Here is an 18,557-nt window from a genome sequence, read left to right as displayed (position 1 = left end):
ATCTTTCGTTAAGGAGGTGATCCAGCCGCAGGTTCCCCTACGGCTACCTTGTTACGACTTCACCCCAGTCGTCGGCCACACCGTGGTAAGCGTCCTCCTTGCGGTTAGACTACCTACTTCTGGTGCAACAAACTCCCATGGTGTGACGGGCGGTGTGTACAAGGCCCGGGAACGTATTCACCGCGGCATTCTGATCCGCGATTACTAGCGATTCCGACTTCACGCAGTCGAGTTGCAGACTGCGATCCGGACTACGATCGGCTTTTTGAGATTAGCATCCTCTCGCGAGGTAGCAACCCTTTGTACCGACCATTGTAGCACGTGTGTAGCCCTGGTCGTAAGGGCCATGATGACTTGACGTCGTCCCCGCCTTCCTCCAGTTTGTCACTGGCAGTATCCTTAAAGTTCCCACCCGAAGTGCTGGCAAATAAGGAAAAGGGTTGCGCTCGTTGCGGGACTTAACCCAACATCTCACGACACGAGCTGACGACAGCCATGCAGCACCTGTATGTAAGCTCCCGAAGGCACCAATCCATCTCTGGAAAGTTCTTACTATGTCAAGACCAGGTAAGGTTCTTCGCGTTGCATCGAATTAAACCACATGCTCCACCGCTTGTGCGGGCCCCCGTCAATTCATTTGAGTTTTAGTCTTGCGACCGTACTCCCCAGGCGGTCTACTTATCGCGTTAGCTGCGCCACTAAAGCCTCAAAGGCCCCAACGGCTAGTAGACATCGTTTACGGCATGGACTACCAGGGTATCTAATCCTGTTTGCTCCCCATGCTTTCGTGCCTCAGTGTCAGTATTAGGCCAGATGGCTGCCTTCGCCATCGGTATTCCTCCAGATCTCTACGCATTTCACCGCTACACCTGGAATTCTACCATCCTCTCCCATACTCTAGTCTCCCAGTATCGAATGCAATTCCTAAGTTAAGCTCAGGGATTTCACATCCGACTTAAAAGACCACCTACGCACGCTTTACGCCCAGTAAATCCGATTAACGCTCGCACCCTCTGTATTACCGCGGCTGCTGGCACAGAGTTAGCCGGTGCTTATTCTGCGAGTAACGTCCACTATCCAAGAGTATTAATCTCGGTAGCCTCCTCCTCGCTTAAAGTGCTTTACAACCAAAAGGCCTTCTTCACACACGCGGCATGGCTGGATCAGGGTTCCCCCCATTGTCCAATATTCCCCACTGCTGCCTCCCGTAGGAGTCTGGGCCGTGTCTCAGTCCCAGTGTGGCGGATCATCCTCTCAGACCCGCTACAGATCGTCGCCTTGGTAGGCCTTTACCCCACCAACTAGCTAATCTGACTTAGGCTCATCTATTAACGCAAGGTCCGAAGATCCCCTGCTTTCCCCCGTAGGGCGTATGCGGTATTAGCAGCCGTTTCCAACTGTTGTCCCCCATTAATAGGTAGATTCCTAAGCATTACTCACCCGTCCGCCGCTGAATCCTGTAGCAAGCTACTTTCATCCGCTCGACTTGCATGTGTTAAGCCTGCCGCCAGCGTTCAATCTGAGCCATGATCAAACTCTTCAGTTTAAAATCAGTAGTACCTTTAAAGGGTACCAATCTTGGCTCATCAATTTTCTGACAAATATTTCTCAAATAAACTTCGAGTAATTTCTACCTTCAAATCAATGAAAATAATTTCGATTGATCAATCAGTAAAAATCCACACAAGTTGTTCTTCATAATCTCTTAATGATCTTCTTGTTGGTTCGTCACCAGCAAGCTAGGTCGGCTATATTACGCTTTCTTTTCAGAAAGTCAATCAGTAATTCAAATTATTTTTAAACTTTCTTTTCAAAACCTAATCTCAACACTTTGTGCTAAGTTACTGTTTATCAAAAAGTTTTAATCTTCATCACCGCCGATGGATGTGCATTCTACAGCATTCACAATCCAATACAACCCCCTTTTTAAACAAAAAGCACTGTCTGTTTTTTTTTTAATCAAAGTGATGCTTTTTTTATTGTATTTGCTTATTTTGAAAGCATTACGAACATCAAAAATACTGTTATTATTGTTTTTACTATTTTCTTCATTTGCTTTTTATATAGAAAGCACTGGAATTACTTATGCAAGATAAAAAAATTATTTGGTTAGCCCTGTGCTCAATTGGTTTATTTTCAGGCCTTAGCCATGCATCGGATAGCAATATAAATACAGCTAGTGAAACCCAAGCTATAAATAAAGACGAACTCTCTCCTACATCAAGTTCAATTAAAGATTTAAAAAATATAAAAGCGAAAAATTTTAAAGTTGATGCAAATGCGGCACAACCTGATGAAGTAAAAGATCCTCTTCAACCACTAAACCGTAAAGTATTTGCATTTAATGATGTAATTGATAGAACTATTGTTCGTCCTATTGCTGTTCAATATCAAACTAAAATTCCAAGCGAAGTTCGCGGATCTCACCAACAGTTCCGTTCGAATTTAGGTGAACCTTGGAATGCAGTAAATCAAACTATTCAAGGTCGTCCCTTACGTGCACTAAAAACTTTAGGTCGTTTTACTTTTAATACGATTACCACTTTAGGTCTTGCCGATCCAGCTCGTAGAATAGGATTAGATAACGAGAATGAAAGCTTTGGTACAACCTTAGGTTATTACGGTGTTTCATCTGGTCCTTATGTTGTTTTACCTATTTTTGGTCCAAGCACTATTCGTGATGGTTTTGGCTTAGCTGTCGATGCTTTTGGTCGCCCACAAAACTATTTAGATAAAAACAGCGCTTATTGGGCAGATCAAACATTACGTGCTGTAGATGCTCGTTCACAACTCCTCGATTTAGAAAGTGTTTTACAAGGTGATAAATATTCCGCAATGCGAGATATTTATTTACAGCGTAAGAACTTTGTTATTGCAGAGAAAAAAGGCTTAGATGCTGGTGGTGTTAGCTTTATTGATGATGTTCCTGAAGATGATCTAGATGATTCATCAAATAACCAATAACTAAATCAATCATGATGGAGATTATTAACAATCTCTAGTAATTCTCCATCTTATTGTTATAGTACTTTTATCTTTTCAATCATTGGCTAATACGCACTTTATATGTATTTCATTCAACCCACCCGTGACATCCCTCAATTAGATTACGTACTTGAGACGCTTCCGAGTGTGCAAATGATTCGTATAGAAGATATTGATTTGTATGATCCAACTATTATAGCAATTGCCGATGTACAAGATTATTTAACACATAAATGGTCTTTACCAACCATTGTTTTAGCTTTTGATTCCGAAGGTATTGCATTAGCACAAGCTTGGGAAATAGGTGCTTTAGCAGGATGGTTATGGAATAACTTACCAAGCAATCCACATAAAGCGCTTTCTAAAATTGATGCGCAATATAAACGTAATCAAGATAGCCGCGACTTACCTTCAGCAGCAGAATTACAAAAACGTTTACTGCCAAATCCTATTGAATTAACTAACTATAAAGTTGAAACCTTATTTAAACCTTCAGCTTATTTATCTGGCGATTGGTTTGATTATTGGAAAATCAGTGATAAAGAACTGATGTTTTACTTAGCGGACGTTTCTGGACATGGCGTAACAAGTAGCTTATTAACCTCTTGGATGGCGGCATTTCATGGTCGTTCAAAATCTCCAAGAGAATTAATTAAAAAATTAAATGGCATGCTTGTTCAAGAAAATATTGAAAAGCATATCACCATGATTAGTGGTGTTTTGAATTTAGAAACACATTCCCTTCGCTGGTCTAGTGCAGGACATTATCCACCTGCTATTATTTTTGAACCAAACCAAGCGCCTAAAGTTTTAAATACCAGTAGCTTTCCATTAGGTTTAACAGCAGACCTTGAAGTGGAAGAGTTTGAATGTACATTAAACAAACAAGCTCGATTCATTATTTGTTCAGATGGCGCACTTGAGCCTTTTGATGGTGGACTAAGCGAACAATTCGAACAGTTAGTCTATCATTTAAAAAATCAATCATTTCAAGCACCTGAGCATGTTGCCGACGATATTGCTATTCTGAGTTTAAAGCGAATAAATTAATATTATTTTCAACAACTTATAATTCAACTTTGTTATATACGACTGTTTAATACTTGAGTCTACAGATTGGCTATGGGATAATTTTCTATCCTTTTCTGCAAATGGCATTTATATGTCAACAGGTCATGTTGAATACGCAAGCTTGAATGGTACGCATATATTTAAGCTTATTGGCGAAGTGCGTGCCCAATCTTGCATCAGTTTAGACAAACTTCTTAGTAAAATTGAACAGCAACAAAACGTTGTTGGCGCTATCGTAGATATGACGCAAACAACGTTTATAGATAGTACAGTTTTGGGTATTTTAGCAAAATTAGGTTTAAAACTTAAGCAAGTTCACCAAATTCAAGCTGTCATGCTCTCTACAAATCCAGATATTACAACACTAGCAAACAGCATGGGTTTAGGTCAGGTTTTTGTTATTTTGAATTATTGCGGTGATCCATCTGTATGCACGCTTGCATTAATGGAAGAACACATTACTCATAGTGCAATGCTCACTACAGTATTAGATGCTCACAAAACTTTAATGGAGCTTAACGAAAGCAACGAAAACATGTTCGAGCCTTTGGTTAAACAGCTTCAGAAAGAACAAGACAACCTAGAACAAGCGTCAAATCAAAACGTTTAATCTCATTCTTAGGTATCTCCTGCCATGACTTTACTTTCCGTTGTACAAATGAACTCCCAAAACGACATTGAAGCAAACTTCAGTGTTGTTGAATCATTAATTCAACAAAGTAAAGCAGATGGCGCAGAACTCATCGTATTTCCCGAAAACTTTATTTGTTTTGCCGCAGGTAAACAGCGAGATACTGCCGAGCAGTTTTTAAGTATTCAAAAACGTCTTGAAGATTTAGCACATCAATATCAAATTTGGATTATTGCAGGTACTCTCCCATGCCCATTTCGTCCAAACGGTAGCGTAATTTCAGATGGTCGAGTGAGAACATCTAGCTTATGTATTAGCCCTGAAAAAACTGAAGCTCGTTACGATAAAATTCATTTATTTGATGTTCAAGTTGGCGATGCTGTTGGTGGATATCAAGAATCTAAACATTTTGAACCAGGATCAGAGGTTGTTGTGGCAAAAACACCTTTTGGTAATATTGGTTTAATGGTTTGTTATGACCTTAGATTTCCTGAACTTGCTTTAACGCTTCGTAATAAAGGTGCAAACATATTAACCGCACCTTCTGCTTTCACTTACACAACAGGCGAAATGCACTGGCAACTCTTATTGCAAGCACGTGCGATGGATAGCCAATGTCAAGTTTTAGGCGCAGCTCAACAAGGTTGGCACGGCGAAAAGCGTCAAACTTGGGGACATACGGCGGCAACAAACTCGCGTGGAAAAGTTCTTGCAAGCATAGAAAACGAAGGCGCTCAGCTTATTACAGTTCCTTTTGATCTCGTAGAGCAACAACTCATTCGCAATTCTATGCCTCTAATGAATCACCGCGTATTAGTTGAATATTAATTTTTAGAAGCCTACTTAGAACTATATTTACGTTTTAATTTATACCTACCCCATATATAATAATGATTATCATTTATAGATATACCTTTTATTATGTTTAAAACTACAATCATTAGCTCTCTACTTATTTGCATTTCATCATCAGTATTTGCAGAACTTTCAGTTTCAGAAAAAGTTAGACCGCAAATTACATCTTTAGTAAATCCAAATATTCAACGATTAGACATTCCACCTACACCAAATAACATAAGCCTCCCTTCCTTTGGACAAGGCGTAATTGGCTGGGGAACTGGTCCTGATGGGGCAGAAAATCGCTTAAACAACATTACAAAAAATGATGTGGAAAAATTAAAAACTCAAAATGTAACGTTAGCGATGATTCAAACTTGGCAAAAATTTTATGAAAATGAAACCAATCGAAATGCAGGAAACCCTACTGCTCCACTTCGTGCAAAACTGATGAAAAAAATTATTGAATTGTGGTAAAACCTCATCAACAAAATAATGAATCAGTAGCATTGGCTGCTGATTTTTTATGTCTAGAAATCAGCACTTTTCAAAATTTGTGTTATATATTGATATTTACTGATTTGTTATTGTTTAACTTGCGTTTTCTTGCTTCCATAATAATAGTGAAATAATTCAATTTACGTATACTTTAAAAGCTGTAGCAACAATAAGCTTGTTTGAACTCTGAAAATGAAAGGGATATTGAATTGTCAGAAAATAATACTTTCTTAAAGTCTAATCTTCACGATATTCATTGGTGGGGAGAAAAAGAATTCGAGCTCAATATTCCTCAAGCATGGCAATTTGGTTCTTTATTATTTCGCATTACACGTAGCATGCAAGAATGGCGCTTGGAATATCATCGCCCACAAGTTCAATACGATTATGAGCAAACATGGCATAAAATTGAAGATCCTAATTTTGGATTTCCACTACCTGTTGAAATTGAACGCTACATGTTCAAAAAAACAGAAAGTAAATTACGCCTCTTACCTCGCCTAGCAAATCGCTCAGTAGTAATTAAACCTGTAGATCCTATTTATATTCCTGCAGGACAGCGTGGAACTTTGTATATCAGCACACCTTTATGGTTATCTGGTTTTATTGAAGGCTATAAAGAACCTATTTTTGATTTACCCATTATTTTACCAAAAGATACTTGGTTTGGTCCTAATCCACGTACAGGTGAAATTTGTTATGCCACTGCAATTGACGGTAGAACAGAATTAAAAAATCTGACGCGTCGTGCCTTTCGCGCTGTAACACCTATTGAATTTCACAATACGAGCAATCAACAACTTCGCTTTGACCGTATGAATGTTCCTGTTCCCGCTTTACCTTTATTTTATAGCGAAACGACAGGGCGCTTATGGACATCTCAAATTAAGGTCTTGCATGAAGGTTTAGATAAACCACCACGAATTCGCTTAGAAAATAGAACCCCTCCTCTTGCTGGTGAAGTAACTTATTTACATCCACCACGTGAGCCAGCAGGTATGTTATTTAATATGTTTGAATCATTTTTCTAGAGGGTAACATGGCTGAATCTCAAATTACAAAAGACGTTACCCAAACAATTACAGGTTTATTTACCAATATTAATACAGACCGTCTAACTGAAATTTTAGTTGCTGTCATATTGTGTTTGATTGGTTTTTTAATCGCACGATTTATTTCAAACACATTTATTCGCACCATTGGTTCGCGCTTTAACGCACACCAACGCCTTATTTGGCGACGAGGAATTTTCTACTTTATTTTCTTGTTATTCTTTATGACAAGTCTAAAAGAAGCAGGATTTAAACTTAGCGTATTTTTAGGTGCCGCAGGTATTTTAACGGTTGCATTGGGTTTTGCCTCGCAAACATCTGCATCTAACTTAATTAGCGGTATTTTCCTTATTGGTGAAGGTTCATTTGAAATTGGCGATACCATTCAAATTACCCTTATTCGTGGACACACCATTGAAGGTGAAGTGATTTCGATTGACTTACTTTCAGTCAAACTTCTTACCCAAGATAATATTTATGTGCGTTTACCGAATGAACAACTTATTCGGGCCCCCGTACAAAACTTATCAAAGTTCCCCATACGGCGAATTCCAATTACGCTTGCAATTAACTTCCATGAAGACATTATTAAAGTTCGTGAAGTTTTATTGGATGTTGCCAATAAATATCCGCTTGTGCTGACTGACCCAAAACCCGCTGTTACGGTAACGGCATTCCGTGAGTCTTCTATTGAGTTATTGTTTGCCGTTTGGTGCCAACAACAAAACTTCTTAAAAGTTCGTGATGAAATGCAAGAACGTATTCGAAATGGTTTCCTTGAAAATCAAATTGAAATTCCTGTACCTAAAATGGGTTTTGTTGATCATCCGCTTAGACCATTATCACAAGAAGATATTGATCAATATGCAAATGCTAAAGAAATTAAGCGTGAGCCTGATCTAAAATAAAAGCATCCCTCTTCGGAGGGATTTTTATTTAACTCATCTAAATTCAAATATTTTATCTGCCGTAAATATTCGATAATCTAACGTTAAAATCATGTTTCTGCGATAACTTCAAAAATCACGTACAATAACGCTGTTATTTGAATAAGGACTTTATCAATGCCACCATTTGTCTTGGTCGATGGCTCATACTTTTTATTTCGTGCATTTCACGCTGTGCCCCCATTAACCACGTCAACAGGTTTGCAAACCAATGCAGTCCGTGGTGCAATTTCCGCTATTCAAAAATTAATGCGTCGAATTCAGCCTACACATATGGCTGTTATTTTTGATACACCAGAACCAACTTTCAGACATGAACTTTCACCCATTTATAAGGGTGATCGCCCAAGTATGCCTGATGAATTATCTCAACAAATTCCATACTTGCACGCACTTATTCGTGCTTTAGGTATTCCATTGCACACCCTCCCAGGTGCAGAAGCCGATGATGTGATTGGTACTTTAGCAAAACGTGCAGAAGCTTTAGGTCATCAAGTTCTTATCTCTACAGGAGATAAAGACATGGCTCAGCTTGTAACAGATAAAGTAACTTTAGAAGATAGCTTTAAAGAACGTCCGCTTGATGTAAATGGTGTCTTTGAAAAATTTGGTGTTTGGCCAAATCAAATCATCGATTACTTAACCCTTATGGGCGATGCATCTGACGGTATTATGGGTGTTCCCGGTGTTGGTGCAAAAACTGCAGCAAAACTTTTAACCGAATATGGTTCTATTGGTGGCATTTTAGAAAATGTCGATAAAATTAAAGGCAAAGTTGGTCAAAATATTAAAGACAGCGTTGAAGGCATTACCTTAGACCATCAACTTGCAAGTATTGTGATTGATTTAGATCTAAACTTTGGCTATGAAGATTTAAAACTTCAAGATCCAAATGTCGATGCACTTCGTAATTTATATACAGAGCTAGAGTTCCGTACACAGTTACAGTCGCTAGATCATCCAAACAATCCAAATAATGCAGCATATAAGCAAACAACTAAAGCCATTGAAAAAAATACAACTGAAGAAGCACCGACTCAAAATGAAGATCATGCTTCCACTACAAGTGTGGATGATCAATTGGGCGAAGCGACATATCACACTGTTTTAACTCAAGCAGATTGGGATAAATTATTCCAACGCTTAAGCACAGAAAAACGTTTTGCTTTTGATACTGAAACCACAAGTTTAGATTATCGTATTGCACAAATTGTAGGTTTCTCTGTTGCCTTTGATGCTAAAGATGCATATTACGTTCCGCTTGCACACGATTATGAAGGTGCACCTGAGCAATTAAACCGTGAAACTGTTTTGGCTCAAATTAAGCCAATTTTAGAAAATCCTGAAATTCAAAAAATTGGTCATCATTTAAAATATGATGCACACGTTTTAGAAAATCATGGCATTCATCTACAAGGTTGGTATTTCGATACCATGCTTGCATCTTATGTATTAAATTCGGTTGCAACACGTCATGGTATGGATGATGTTTCACGTTTATATTTAAGTCACTTAACTACAACTTACGAACAAGTTGCGGGTAAAGGTGTTAAACAAAAAACATTTAATCAAATTGAAATTGAAACAGCAGCGCATTATGCCGCTGAAGACGCACATGTGACTTATCGTCTTTATGAGGTTTTAGATGAGAAATTACGCAAGCATCCTGAACTATTAAATCTTCTTCATAATATTGAAATGCCTGTTGCTCGTGTTCTTACTATTATGGAAGAAAACGGCATTGAACTAGATTTAAGTTTCTTAGATCAGTTAGGTGTAGATTTTGCCAACACAATTCAAGATTTAGAAAATCAAATTATCGAAATTGCAGGCGAAAGCTTCAATGTCAGCTCACCGAAACAAGTAGGTGAAGTTTTATTTGATAAGTTAGGCTTAAAAGGCGGCAAAAAAACCTCTACAGGGCAATACAGTACAAGTGAAAGTGTTTTAGAAAAAATTGATCACCCTATTACAGGTTTAATTCTGGAATATCGTGGTTTATCAAAACTTAAAAGCACATATACAGATGGTTTGCTAAAACAGGCGAATGATGAATCTCATCGTGTGCACACAAGCTACCATCAAGCTTTAACTGCTACGGGTCGTTTATCTTCTACAGATCCAAACCTACAAAACATTCCTGTACGTGAAACTATTGGACGTCAAATTCGTAAAGCATTTGTTGCACCAAAAGGTCGTATTTTACTTGCAGCCGATTACTCGCAAATTGAATTACGTTTAATGGCACATTTTTCACAAGATGCTGCCTTAGTAGATGCCTTTAATAACGGACAAGATGTTCACCGTCGTACAGCTGCCGAAGTTTTGGATGTTGCACTTGAAGATGTGACCAATGATCAACGTCGTCAAGCCAAAGCAGTAAACTTCGGTTTACTTTATGGCATGTCTGAATTTGGTTTAATTCGTCAACTTGGTTTTACGCGTCAAGAATCGCAAGATTATATTAAGCAGTATTTCCATCGCTACCCAGGCATTTACGAATATATGCAACGTACGCGTCAAGTTGCATTGGAACAAGGTTTTGTCGAAACCATTTTAGGTCGTCGTTTATATACACCAGATATTGATGCTCGAAATATGATGGTACGTAAAGCAGCAGAACGTGCAGCTATTAATGCTCCACTTCAAGGTTCAGCAGCAGATATCATTAAAATGGCAATGATTGAAGTTGAAAAAATGTTGCCAAAAGACCAAGCCAAAATGCTTTTACAAGTACACGATGAATTGGTATTTGAAGTTGATGAAAACATTGCCGATGAGCTTGCACCAAAACTTGCTGAAGTCATGCAATCTGTTTTACAAATCTCAGTACCACTTATTGTAGAAGTCGGTAAAGGCAAAAACTGGGATGAAGCGCATTAATGTAAAGCTCCTTCCTCCTACAAGGAGGAAGGTTGGGATGGAGGTATTTCAACCTAAGACCTCTCCCTAACCCTCTCCTAAAAGAGAGGGAATTTCACTTTAACAAAAAAAAGGACGCTGAGGCGTCCTTTTTTATTCGGTCAGATTAAAGACCAGTAAGCAATACAATTGCAACTTGATTCATAATAATTTCAATTACAAACAAAGCCAAGAAAGCAACAATTGGAGATAAATCAATCATTCCCATATTCGGTAAAATACGACGAAATGGTGCAAGTAAAGGTTCAGCCAATTCTTGAATAACCTCAATATAAGGTGAGCGTGATTGCGTAAACATCACTACCCAACTTAAAATAATTGTTGCAAAAATTAAGTAACGACAGAAGCGAATTAAGTCTTGAATCATCGTTACAAATGTCAAAATAACCAAATGAATTGGACTATTTGGCATTGCACCCGACAAATACATTACACCAAAAATTTTCAGTAAATACAGCAGAACAACTAATGCTAGTGCTGCTAAATTTACACGACCATTTGCAACCGTTGGAAAAATACGACTAAAAACATCTACAATTTTTGTCGCTTTAACAGTTGAAAGCACCACTGGGTTGTAAGGGCTTACCGCTGCTAATTGCATTAAAAAGCGGAAAAATACGAGCAAAATCGCTACGTTAATGATGATGCCAAAAATTAGCGCAGAATTTGCACCCATATCTAAACTTTCCTAATTAAATCAATCTTATTTAACGCTATCACTTAAATCTTGTGCAAGTACTTGGCTACGTTTTTGTGCAGCAGCCAACGCAGCTTGAATGGTTTGTGAAACTTGACCATGATCAAACACTTCAATTGCAGCTTGTGTTGTACCATTTGGCGAAGTCACATTTTTACGCAATTGAGCGGGCGTATTTGAACTTGTAATTGCCATTTGCGCTGCACCCAATGCAGTTTGCAAAGTAAGTTCTGTTGCTACTTTTTCATCTAAACCTAAATTTTTACCTGCACGAATCATACTTTCCATTAAATAGAAAAAGTATGCAGGGCCAGAACCTGAAACTGCTGTTACAGCATCAATTTGAGCTTCTGTATTTACCCAAATGGTTAAACCTGTCGCTGCCAAAACTTGGCTTGCTAAGTTACGATCTTTTTCAGCGACTGCATCTGTTGCATATAAACCATGTGCACCTGTTTGAACCAATGCAGGTGTATTTGGCATTACTCGTACAACTTGGTCTGTGCCAAGTAATTTTGAAATTGTTGAAATTTCTGCACCAGCAACAATTGAAATAACCAACTTACCAGCAAATAAGCCATTTAAAGGCTTTAAAACTTGTGCCAAAACTTGTGGTTTTACTGCAAATACAACAACGTCTGCTGTTTGAATTGCTGCCACATTATCTTCAGTAACTTGCACATCCTTTTCTTGCAATAACTGACGTACTTGTTCTACTGGATCTGAAACTGTAATACGTGTTGCAGGTAATCCTCTTGCGATCAAGCCACCAATTAAGGCTTGAGCCATGTTACCGCCACCAATAAAACTAATATTACAATCTAAAACTGCCGTCATTTTTTCACGCTCATCTATGAGTTTGATCTTTGTTCATTAACTTTGGTTGCCAACCACCCGCTTCACAATACACAGATTGTGCCAACCAAAAACCTTTCGGTGTAAACACACCTAGCATAACATTATCTATGCTTAATATTTGAATTGTATGACGTTGCCACGGAAAAATATGTGCTTCTTGTATTGCTTTCTTTAACGGCCAAGAACCAATACGCCCATACAAATGAATTTTCTCGCCACCTTTACGTTGTTCGATAATCAATTTTTCATTTAATAATGCAGATGACAGCCCAATATTTTCTGATTGAATTTTATAAACACCAGATAATAAAGGAATTTCTCTATTGAGTTGAAATTGGATATTTTCCAAATCACCACTTACTGTTTTTTCAGCTAAATAATCTTCTTTGGCAATTCGATACAACTTCTCTTGATAGCGTACATAGTAAAAGCCATTCCAATGCAATGATGCTTGAGCATCTTTTTTAGAATGAATAACTTCATTTTGAATACGCTCAACCATATCAAATGATGGACGATATTGACCTTCACCTTTCATCCATGAAGATAACAATTGACGTTGTCTTGGAGCATTAAACTGATTAAAAATTTTAAGATCTAATTCAATGTCATTTCCACACGCAGATAAATCTTGCTGTAAAACTTCATGAAGAATATCTTCAGCATCTTGCATTAAATAGCTTGTGCGACTTAAAGCTTGCTGCATTTTTGGAAAGCGGGATTGCAAAATATGCCACAACTCTTCACGGCACCATGCTCGATCATAATGTGTATCGTTATTTGTTGGGTCTTGAATATTTTGCACATTCAATTGAGTTGCCCATTGGCAAATTTGCTCATGTGAAATATTTAAAAGCGGTCGCCATATGGTTAAATTTTCACGACAATCTATTTCACGCATAGCAGATAAACCATGAATTCCTGCACCAGACAATAAGCGAAGCATGAGTGTTTCCGCTTGATCTTGCTGATGATGTGCAAGCAATAGAATTTCGTTGGGTTGTATATGTTGTGAATAGGCTTGATATCGAGCTGATCTGGCTTGGCTTTCTAAGTTGCCTTCAGCCACATTTACGGCTTGAACGATGCATGGAATATTAAGTTGTTGGCATTGCGCCAAAACAAACTCTCCCCATTGTTCACTTGAAGACTGCAATTGATGATCGACATAAATTGCACGAACTTTTTCAGGGCATAAAAATGACATTAGATGCAGAAGCAACATGGAATCCATGCCACCGCTACATCCAATTAAAAACGAAGAATTTTCTGGAAAATTCTGAAGCTTTTTTAAGAAGTTAGACCTAAATTGTTGCTGCCAAACTTCATTAAACGCTGGTAACGCGCTTCGCATCGTTCATTCGCATCCATTGCTTGCAATTCTTCAAGTGCTTGTTTTAACACAGACTTAAGGCTTTGCATAACTTGTTCTGGATTTAAGTGAGCACCCTCACCTTCATCCACAACATATTCAACAATGCCAATTTTTTTCAATTTTTCAGCTGTAAGTGCTAGTGCTTCACTTGCTTGTTCAGCTTTTTCAGCAGTTTTCCACAAAATAGATGCACAGCCTTCAGGTGAAATCACTGAATAGATACTGTGTGAAAGCATAACCACACGGTCTGCAACACCAATACCTAAAGCACCGCCCGAACCACCTTCACCAAGTACAGTTGCAATAACAGGTACTTTCAAGTTGGACAATTGAGCAAGACTTGTTGCAATTGCTTCAGCTTGACCACGCTCTTCTGCACCAACACCTGGGTATGCGCCCATTGTGTCAATAAAAGTAAAAACAGGAATATTAAAACGCTCTGCCATGTCTAAAAGACGCTGAGATTTACGGTAACCTTCAGGGTTACTCATACCAAAATTATGCTGTAATTTTTCACGTGTGCTACGACCACGATGCTGACCAACAATCATAACTGGTTGACCATCAAAGCGAGCTAAACCACCAACCATTGCACCATCATCACCAAATAAGCGATCACCATGCAAGGCATCAAATTCTGTAAAAATTTCACCAACGTAATCTAAGAATTGCGGACGTTCAGGATGACGTGCAATTTGAACTGTTGCCCATGCCTTAGATGGAGCTGTTTTATTTTTCATAGGTCGACCTTATCCTTAAATTAACCGTACGTTAATGAATGAATTGTTCCGCCTGAATATTCAATTCAATGTCACAATGCTTAAATTGCACTTGCTCATCATGCAAGTCTGCAACAAGTAAAGGCCACTGTTTTGCATCGCCAGAAACACTTAGTTGCCATTGTTGCGCATTATGTACCACCAATTCAATGGCAGGAAGCATCTCATCGCTACGACTGTGATTTAATAAAACAGATAATCGAAGCAATAGACATAAGTGCAGTAATTTGCTACCACCCACCTTCATAATGTCAAATTTAGCATCACTTCGTAGCTTTCGACGATGATGTGCAACTAAATGTGAAAGATGGTTTTGGTCAATTTGCGAAAAGCCCGCTATGTCAGAATGTTGCAATAAATATGCACCATGGCGATGATAACCAGCATGACTAATTGCCAAACCAATTTCATGCAAATACGCAGCACGACGAAGTAAATCACTATCATCACTTGTTAAATTTAATTTTTGAGCGACATTATCAAATAATTGCTGTGCTGTTTGAACCACTCGCTCTGCTTGCTTCGGATCTGAATTGTAGCGCCCCATTAAAGCCTGAACACTTCGATCACGTACATCTTCATGTTGGAAACGACCTAATAGGTCATACATTACGCCTTCACGCAATGCACCATCAGAGTATAAAAGTGAGTCAATTTCTAATACGTCAAATACAGCATATAAAATGGCAATGCCCGCAGGTAAAACCGCTCGACGATCTTCTTTAAGACCATCAAATTCCATATCTGAAACATGCTTATATTTAAATAATTTATCTTTTAATTTATCTAGACCTTCACGAGTAAGACTTTCTTTCTCATCGCTCCAGCCCATATTTACAATAATTTGACGGCACGCTTTAATTGTTCCGCTTGAACCAACAACAGTATCCCAACCTTCATTTTTATATGTATTGGCAATACCTGATAATTCTTTACGCGCAGCCACCAATGCTTTTTCAAAAGCTTTCGGGCTAATTTCACCATCTTGGAAAAATTTTTTGGTGAATGCTACACAACCCATTTGTAAAGATTCTGTATGGATAGGTTCAAATTCTTCGCCAATAATGAGCTCTGTAGAACCACCACCAATATCGACAACTAAACGACGCCCACTATTTTCCATAGTGTGAGATACGCCCAAATAAATAAGACGGGCTTCTTCACGACCTGCAATAATTTCAATAGGTTTTGGTAAAATTTCAGCCGCTTTTTGAATAAATTCATGACCGTTTTTCGCTTGACGCAAAGCATTTGTTGCAACAATACGCAAACGATTTGGTTGAACCGACCCTAAGCGACCAACAAAACGTGCTAAACATGCTAAACCACGCTGCTGAGCTGCTTCTGTTAAGTTTTTATTTTCGTCTAAACCTGCTGCCAATTGTACCTTTTCTGACATTGACGCAACTTTTTTTACTTCTCCGTGATCAACACGAGCAATAGCTAAATGAAAGCTATTTGACCCCATATCAATAGCTGCAAGTAACTCTTCATCAATTAAAAAATCAGACATTCTACAAATTAACCTATCCAGAACTGTGCCTAGAGTAATTCACATACATACAATTTAAAAGCCATTTATAGTGAGTTTTTTGAACATCTTGAAGTTTTTACTGTTTATGACAATTGTGTTACACGATAATCATCATCGTGAGCATCAATTAGACAAAATATGCAGAAAAGTTGAAAATTTACCTATACCCCTACATTGTTAAAGATGGCTATGTAATACTAATAACATTAACACCATCTTTAAAAAGATTATATCGGAGCAAAACCCATGTCTGGCAACATTGTAAACACAACAGATGCAAACTTCACAGCAGACGTATTAGAATCTGATACACCTGTACTTGTTGACTTTTGGGCGGGCTGGTGCGCGCCATGTAAAGCAATTGCACCAGTATTAGAAGTTCTTGCAACTGAATACGAAGGCAAAGTTAAAATTGTTAAAGTTGATGTAACTTCATGCGAACAAACTGCTGTGAACTACAACATTCGCAACATCCCTGCTTTGTTAATGTTCAAAAATGGTGAAGTTGTAGCTCAACAAGTTGGTGCTGCACCAAAATCTAAATTGACTGCTTTTATCGATGAAAATATCTAAATCATTAAATTTAGTTATTTAAATGAAAAAAATACGCTATAAAATATAGCGTATTTTTTTCGACTATAAATTGACAAATGTTCTGTTCTCTCTTATATTACATATTCAAGAAATATAGGGTTTCTCGTCCCTTAGTTCTTACAAGACACAACACATAAGATGCCGCTCGGCAACAGAAATTGTTTTTCACACTTCTTTTTAATAAAATTTCAGTTCTCTGAATTGTTATTGTGCGAATCAATTACTTTCGTTTTTTGCATGTCTGCGGCCTATTTGTGCTTCCTATCTAACCTGTACCTCAGAATTTCACATTCTATCTGACCACATATGAATTTAACAGAACTCAAGAAAAAACCGATTGGCGAACTCATTAAAATTGCAGAGTTTATGGGTCTCGAAGGAATGGCTCGTAACCGTAAGCAAGACATCATTTTTGCCATCTTAAAGCGTCATGCAATGAATGGCGAAGAGATCTTTGGTGATGGCGTTCTCGAAATTCTAGCAGATGGCTTTGGTTTCTTGCGCACGGCTGCAGGTTCGTATTTAGCTGGCCCTGATGACATTTATATCAGCCCATCTCAAATTCGTCGTTTCAACCTTCGCACAGGTGATACCATTAACGGTACTATTCGCCCTCCTAAAGAAGGTGAACGTTATTTTGCTTTATTAAAAGTAAACCAAATTAACTACGACACGCCTGAAAATGCGCGTAATAAAATCTTATTTGAAAACTTAACACCTTTATTCCCAACTGAACAATTGGTTATGGAATTAGGTAACGGTACAACGGAAGATTTAACCGCACGTGTTGTCGACTTAGTTGCTCCTATTGGTAAAGGTCAACGTTCAATTATTGTTGCTCCGCCAAAAGCGGGTAAAACAATGTTGCTTCAAAACATTGCTCAATCAATTGTTCGTAACAATCCAGAATGTTTCCTTATTGTTTTACTGATTGATGAACGTCCAGAAGAAGTAACTGAAATGGAGCGTACGGTTCGTGGTGAAGTTATTGCTTCTACCTTCGACGAATCACCTGCTCGTCACGTTCAAGTTGCGGAAATGGTCATTGAAAAAGCGAAGCGTCTTGTTGAGCATAAAAAAGATGTTGTTATCCTACTTGACTCTATTACTCGTTTAGCTCGTGCTTACAACACAGTAATTCCTTCATCAGGCAAGGTATTAACAGGTGGTGTAGATGCTCACGCATTAGAACGCCCTAAGCGTTTCTTTGGTGCTGCACGTAATATTGAAGAAGGCGGTTCACTTACAATCATTTCTACTGCATTAATTGAAACAGGCAGTAAAATGGATGAGGTAATTTACGAAGAGTTCAAAGGTACAGGTAACCAAGAAATTACACTTGATCGCCGTATTGCTGAAAAACGCGTATTCCCTGCTATGAATATCAAGAAATCTGGTACTCGTCGTGAGGAGCGATTAATGAGCGAAGATAACCTTCGTAAAGTATGGATTTTACGTAAGCTTCTTCATACTCAGGATGAATTAGCAGCAATGGAATTCTTACTTGATCGTATGAAAGAAACAAAAACAAATGATGATTTCTTCGATCAAATGAAACGTAAAGCTTCAAACTAAGATTCACTTAATTTTTTCCATAAAAAAGCCATCAAAATGATGGCTTTTTTATTTGGTTGACACTATTTACATAAAGAAACATTGCTTGTTAATTTAGGTAATTTCATTATCAAGTTAATGATTATTATAATTAATTTAAATAAAACCCCAGTGATTTTAAAAGCTTATCGAGTACTTATCCTATCTATATTTAATTATTAAT

At 38.1% G+C, this 18,557-nt stretch carries 15 protein-coding genes and 1 rRNA gene; 10 read left to right on the top strand and 6 right to left on the bottom strand.

The window, feature by feature from the left end; genetic code table 11:
* Positions 1-9 precede the first annotated feature (9 nt).
* Positions 10-1,546 (bottom strand): 16S ribosomal RNA (locus MZO21_RS02685).
* 539 nt (positions 1,547-2,085) lie between these two features.
* Here MZO21_RS02685 and MZO21_RS02680 point away from each other — a divergent pair.
* The 8 genes from MZO21_RS02680 (at position 2,086) to polA (ending at position 10,904) form a co-directional block, all read left to right on the top strand.
* On the top strand, positions 2,086-2,964 hold the full coding sequence (locus MZO21_RS02680; RefSeq protein ID WP_248101523.1) for an MlaA family lipoprotein: 879 nt from the start codon (positions 2,086-2,088) through the stop codon (positions 2,962-2,964).
* A 102-nt stretch (positions 2,965-3,066) separates the two neighbouring features.
* Entirely contained in the window at positions 3,067-4,035 is a 969-nt protein-coding gene (gene gigA / locus MZO21_RS02675; RefSeq protein WP_248101526.1) for a PP2C family protein-serine/threonine phosphatase, read from the top strand.
* A 112-nt stretch (positions 4,036-4,147) separates the two neighbouring features.
* Positions 4,148-4,666 carry an anti-anti-sigma factor GigB gene (gene gigB / locus MZO21_RS02670; RefSeq protein ID WP_154773798.1) on the top strand — a complete coding sequence of 173 codons (519 nt, stop codon included), beginning with the start codon at positions 4,148-4,150 and terminating at the stop codon, positions 4,664-4,666.
* Positions 4,667-4,690: 24 nt separating this feature from the next.
* On the top strand, positions 4,691-5,515 hold the full coding sequence (locus tag MZO21_RS02665; RefSeq protein WP_248101529.1) for a carbon-nitrogen hydrolase family protein: 825 nt from the start codon (positions 4,691-4,693) through the stop codon (positions 5,513-5,515).
* A 93-nt stretch (positions 5,516-5,608) separates the two neighbouring features.
* Positions 5,609-6,001, top strand: coding sequence for a DUF4951 domain-containing protein (locus tag MZO21_RS02660; protein WP_248101532.1), 393 nt, complete (start codon positions 5,609-5,611; stop codon positions 5,999-6,001).
* 230 nt (positions 6,002-6,231) lie between these two features.
* Positions 6,232-7,053: a hypothetical protein gene (locus MZO21_RS02655; RefSeq protein ID WP_154772137.1), complete on the top strand. Its 822-nt coding sequence runs from the start codon at positions 6,232-6,234 to the stop codon at positions 7,051-7,053.
* Positions 7,054-7,061: 8 nt separating this feature from the next.
* Positions 7,062-7,982, top strand: coding sequence for a mechanosensitive ion channel family protein (locus tag MZO21_RS02650; protein ID WP_154772136.1), 921 nt, complete (start codon positions 7,062-7,064; stop codon positions 7,980-7,982).
* Positions 7,983-8,138: 156 nt separating this feature from the next.
* Complete coding sequence (polA, locus tag MZO21_RS02645) at positions 8,139-10,904, top strand: DNA polymerase I (RefSeq protein WP_248101535.1); 2,766 nt, start codon at positions 8,139-8,141, stop codon at positions 10,902-10,904.
* 145 nt (positions 10,905-11,049) lie between these two features.
* Here the strand turns inward: polA and MZO21_RS02640 are convergent, their stop codons facing one another.
* Genes MZO21_RS02640 through ppx form a run of 5 tightly spaced genes read right to left on the bottom strand, consistent with a single transcriptional unit; the run spans position 11,050 to position 16,165 of the window.
* A complete protein-coding gene (locus MZO21_RS02640) occupies positions 11,050-11,619 on the bottom strand; it encodes a YggT family protein (protein WP_154772134.1) in 570 nt (189 codons plus the stop codon).
* Between the two features lie 27 nt (positions 11,620-11,646).
* Positions 11,647-12,477 (bottom strand): pyrroline-5-carboxylate reductase, encoded by an 831-nt coding sequence (gene proC, locus MZO21_RS02635; RefSeq protein ID WP_248101538.1) that lies wholly within the window; start codon positions 12,475-12,477, stop codon positions 11,647-11,649.
* 10 nt (positions 12,478-12,487) lie between these two features.
* Positions 12,488-13,852: a tRNA lysidine(34) synthetase TilS gene (tilS, locus tag MZO21_RS02630; RefSeq protein ID WP_248101541.1), complete on the bottom strand. Its 1,365-nt coding sequence runs from the start codon at positions 13,850-13,852 to the stop codon at positions 12,488-12,490.
* Complete coding sequence (locus tag MZO21_RS02625) at positions 13,789-14,613, bottom strand: acetyl-CoA carboxylase carboxyltransferase subunit alpha (protein ID WP_248101544.1); 825 nt, start codon at positions 14,611-14,613, stop codon at positions 13,789-13,791. Before MZO21_RS02625 ends, tilS begins: the two co-directional genes overlap by 64 nt.
* 31 nt (positions 14,614-14,644) lie before the next feature.
* Positions 14,645-16,165, bottom strand: a complete 1,521-nt coding sequence (ppx, locus tag MZO21_RS02620; protein ID WP_154772130.1) for an exopolyphosphatase — start codon at positions 16,163-16,165, stop codon at positions 14,645-14,647.
* A gap of 267 nt (positions 16,166-16,432) precedes the next feature.
* Between ppx and trxA the strand changes: the two genes are divergently transcribed.
* Positions 16,433-16,759 (top strand): thioredoxin, encoded by a 327-nt coding sequence (gene trxA, locus MZO21_RS02615; protein ID WP_154772129.1) that lies wholly within the window; start codon positions 16,433-16,435, stop codon positions 16,757-16,759.
* A gap of 327 nt (positions 16,760-17,086) precedes the next feature.
* The gene (gene rho / locus MZO21_RS02610; protein WP_154772128.1) at positions 17,087-18,355 is read left to right on the top strand and encodes a transcription termination factor Rho; all 1,269 of its coding nucleotides are present in this window, start codon (positions 17,087-17,089) and stop codon (positions 18,353-18,355) included.
* Positions 18,356-18,557 lie beyond the last annotated feature (202 nt).

The organism is Acinetobacter portensis, from assembly GCF_023158935.1.
Classification (GTDB): Bacteria; Pseudomonadota; Gammaproteobacteria; order Pseudomonadales; family Moraxellaceae; genus Acinetobacter; species Acinetobacter faecalis.
This window is presented reverse-complemented; position numbering and strand designations above follow the sequence as displayed.

Bases quoted from the DNA above. Each gene is read 5' to 3' on its own strand.
- gigA (WP_248101526.1), top strand. From the start codon at position 3,067: ATGTATTTCATTCAACCCACCCGTGACATCCCTCAATTAGATTACGTA.
- MZO21_RS02680 (WP_248101523.1), top strand. From the start codon at position 2,086: ATGCAAGATAAAAAAATTATTTGGTTAGCCCTGTGCTCAATTGGTTTA.
- MZO21_RS02640 (WP_154772134.1), bottom strand. From the start codon at position 11,619: ATGGGTGCAAATTCTGCGCTAATTTTTGGCATCATCATTAACGTAGCG.
- MZO21_RS02665 (WP_248101529.1), top strand. From the start codon at position 4,691: ATGACTTTACTTTCCGTTGTACAAATGAACTCCCAAAACGACATTGAA.
- gigB (WP_154773798.1), top strand. From the start codon at position 4,148: ATGTCAACAGGTCATGTTGAATACGCAAGCTTGAATGGTACGCATATA.
- trxA (WP_154772129.1), top strand. From the start codon at position 16,433: ATGTCTGGCAACATTGTAAACACAACAGATGCAAACTTCACAGCAGAC.
- tilS (WP_248101541.1), bottom strand. From the start codon at position 13,852: ATGCGAAGCGCGTTACCAGCGTTTAATGAAGTTTGGCAGCAACAATTT.
- proC (WP_248101538.1), bottom strand. From the start codon at position 12,477: ATGACGGCAGTTTTAGATTGTAATATTAGTTTTATTGGTGGCGGTAAC.
- ppx (WP_154772130.1), bottom strand. From the start codon at position 16,165: ATGTCTGATTTTTTAATTGATGAAGAGTTACTTGCAGCTATTGATATG.
- MZO21_RS02650 (WP_154772136.1), top strand. From the start codon at position 7,062: ATGGCTGAATCTCAAATTACAAAAGACGTTACCCAAACAATTACAGGT.
- rho (WP_154772128.1), top strand. From the start codon at position 17,087: ATGAATTTAACAGAACTCAAGAAAAAACCGATTGGCGAACTCATTAAA.
- polA (WP_248101535.1), top strand. From the start codon at position 8,139: ATGCCACCATTTGTCTTGGTCGATGGCTCATACTTTTTATTTCGTGCA.
- MZO21_RS02660 (WP_248101532.1), top strand. From the start codon at position 5,609: ATGTTTAAAACTACAATCATTAGCTCTCTACTTATTTGCATTTCATCA.
- MZO21_RS02625 (WP_248101544.1), bottom strand. From the start codon at position 14,613: ATGAAAAATAAAACAGCTCCATCTAAGGCATGGGCAACAGTTCAAATT.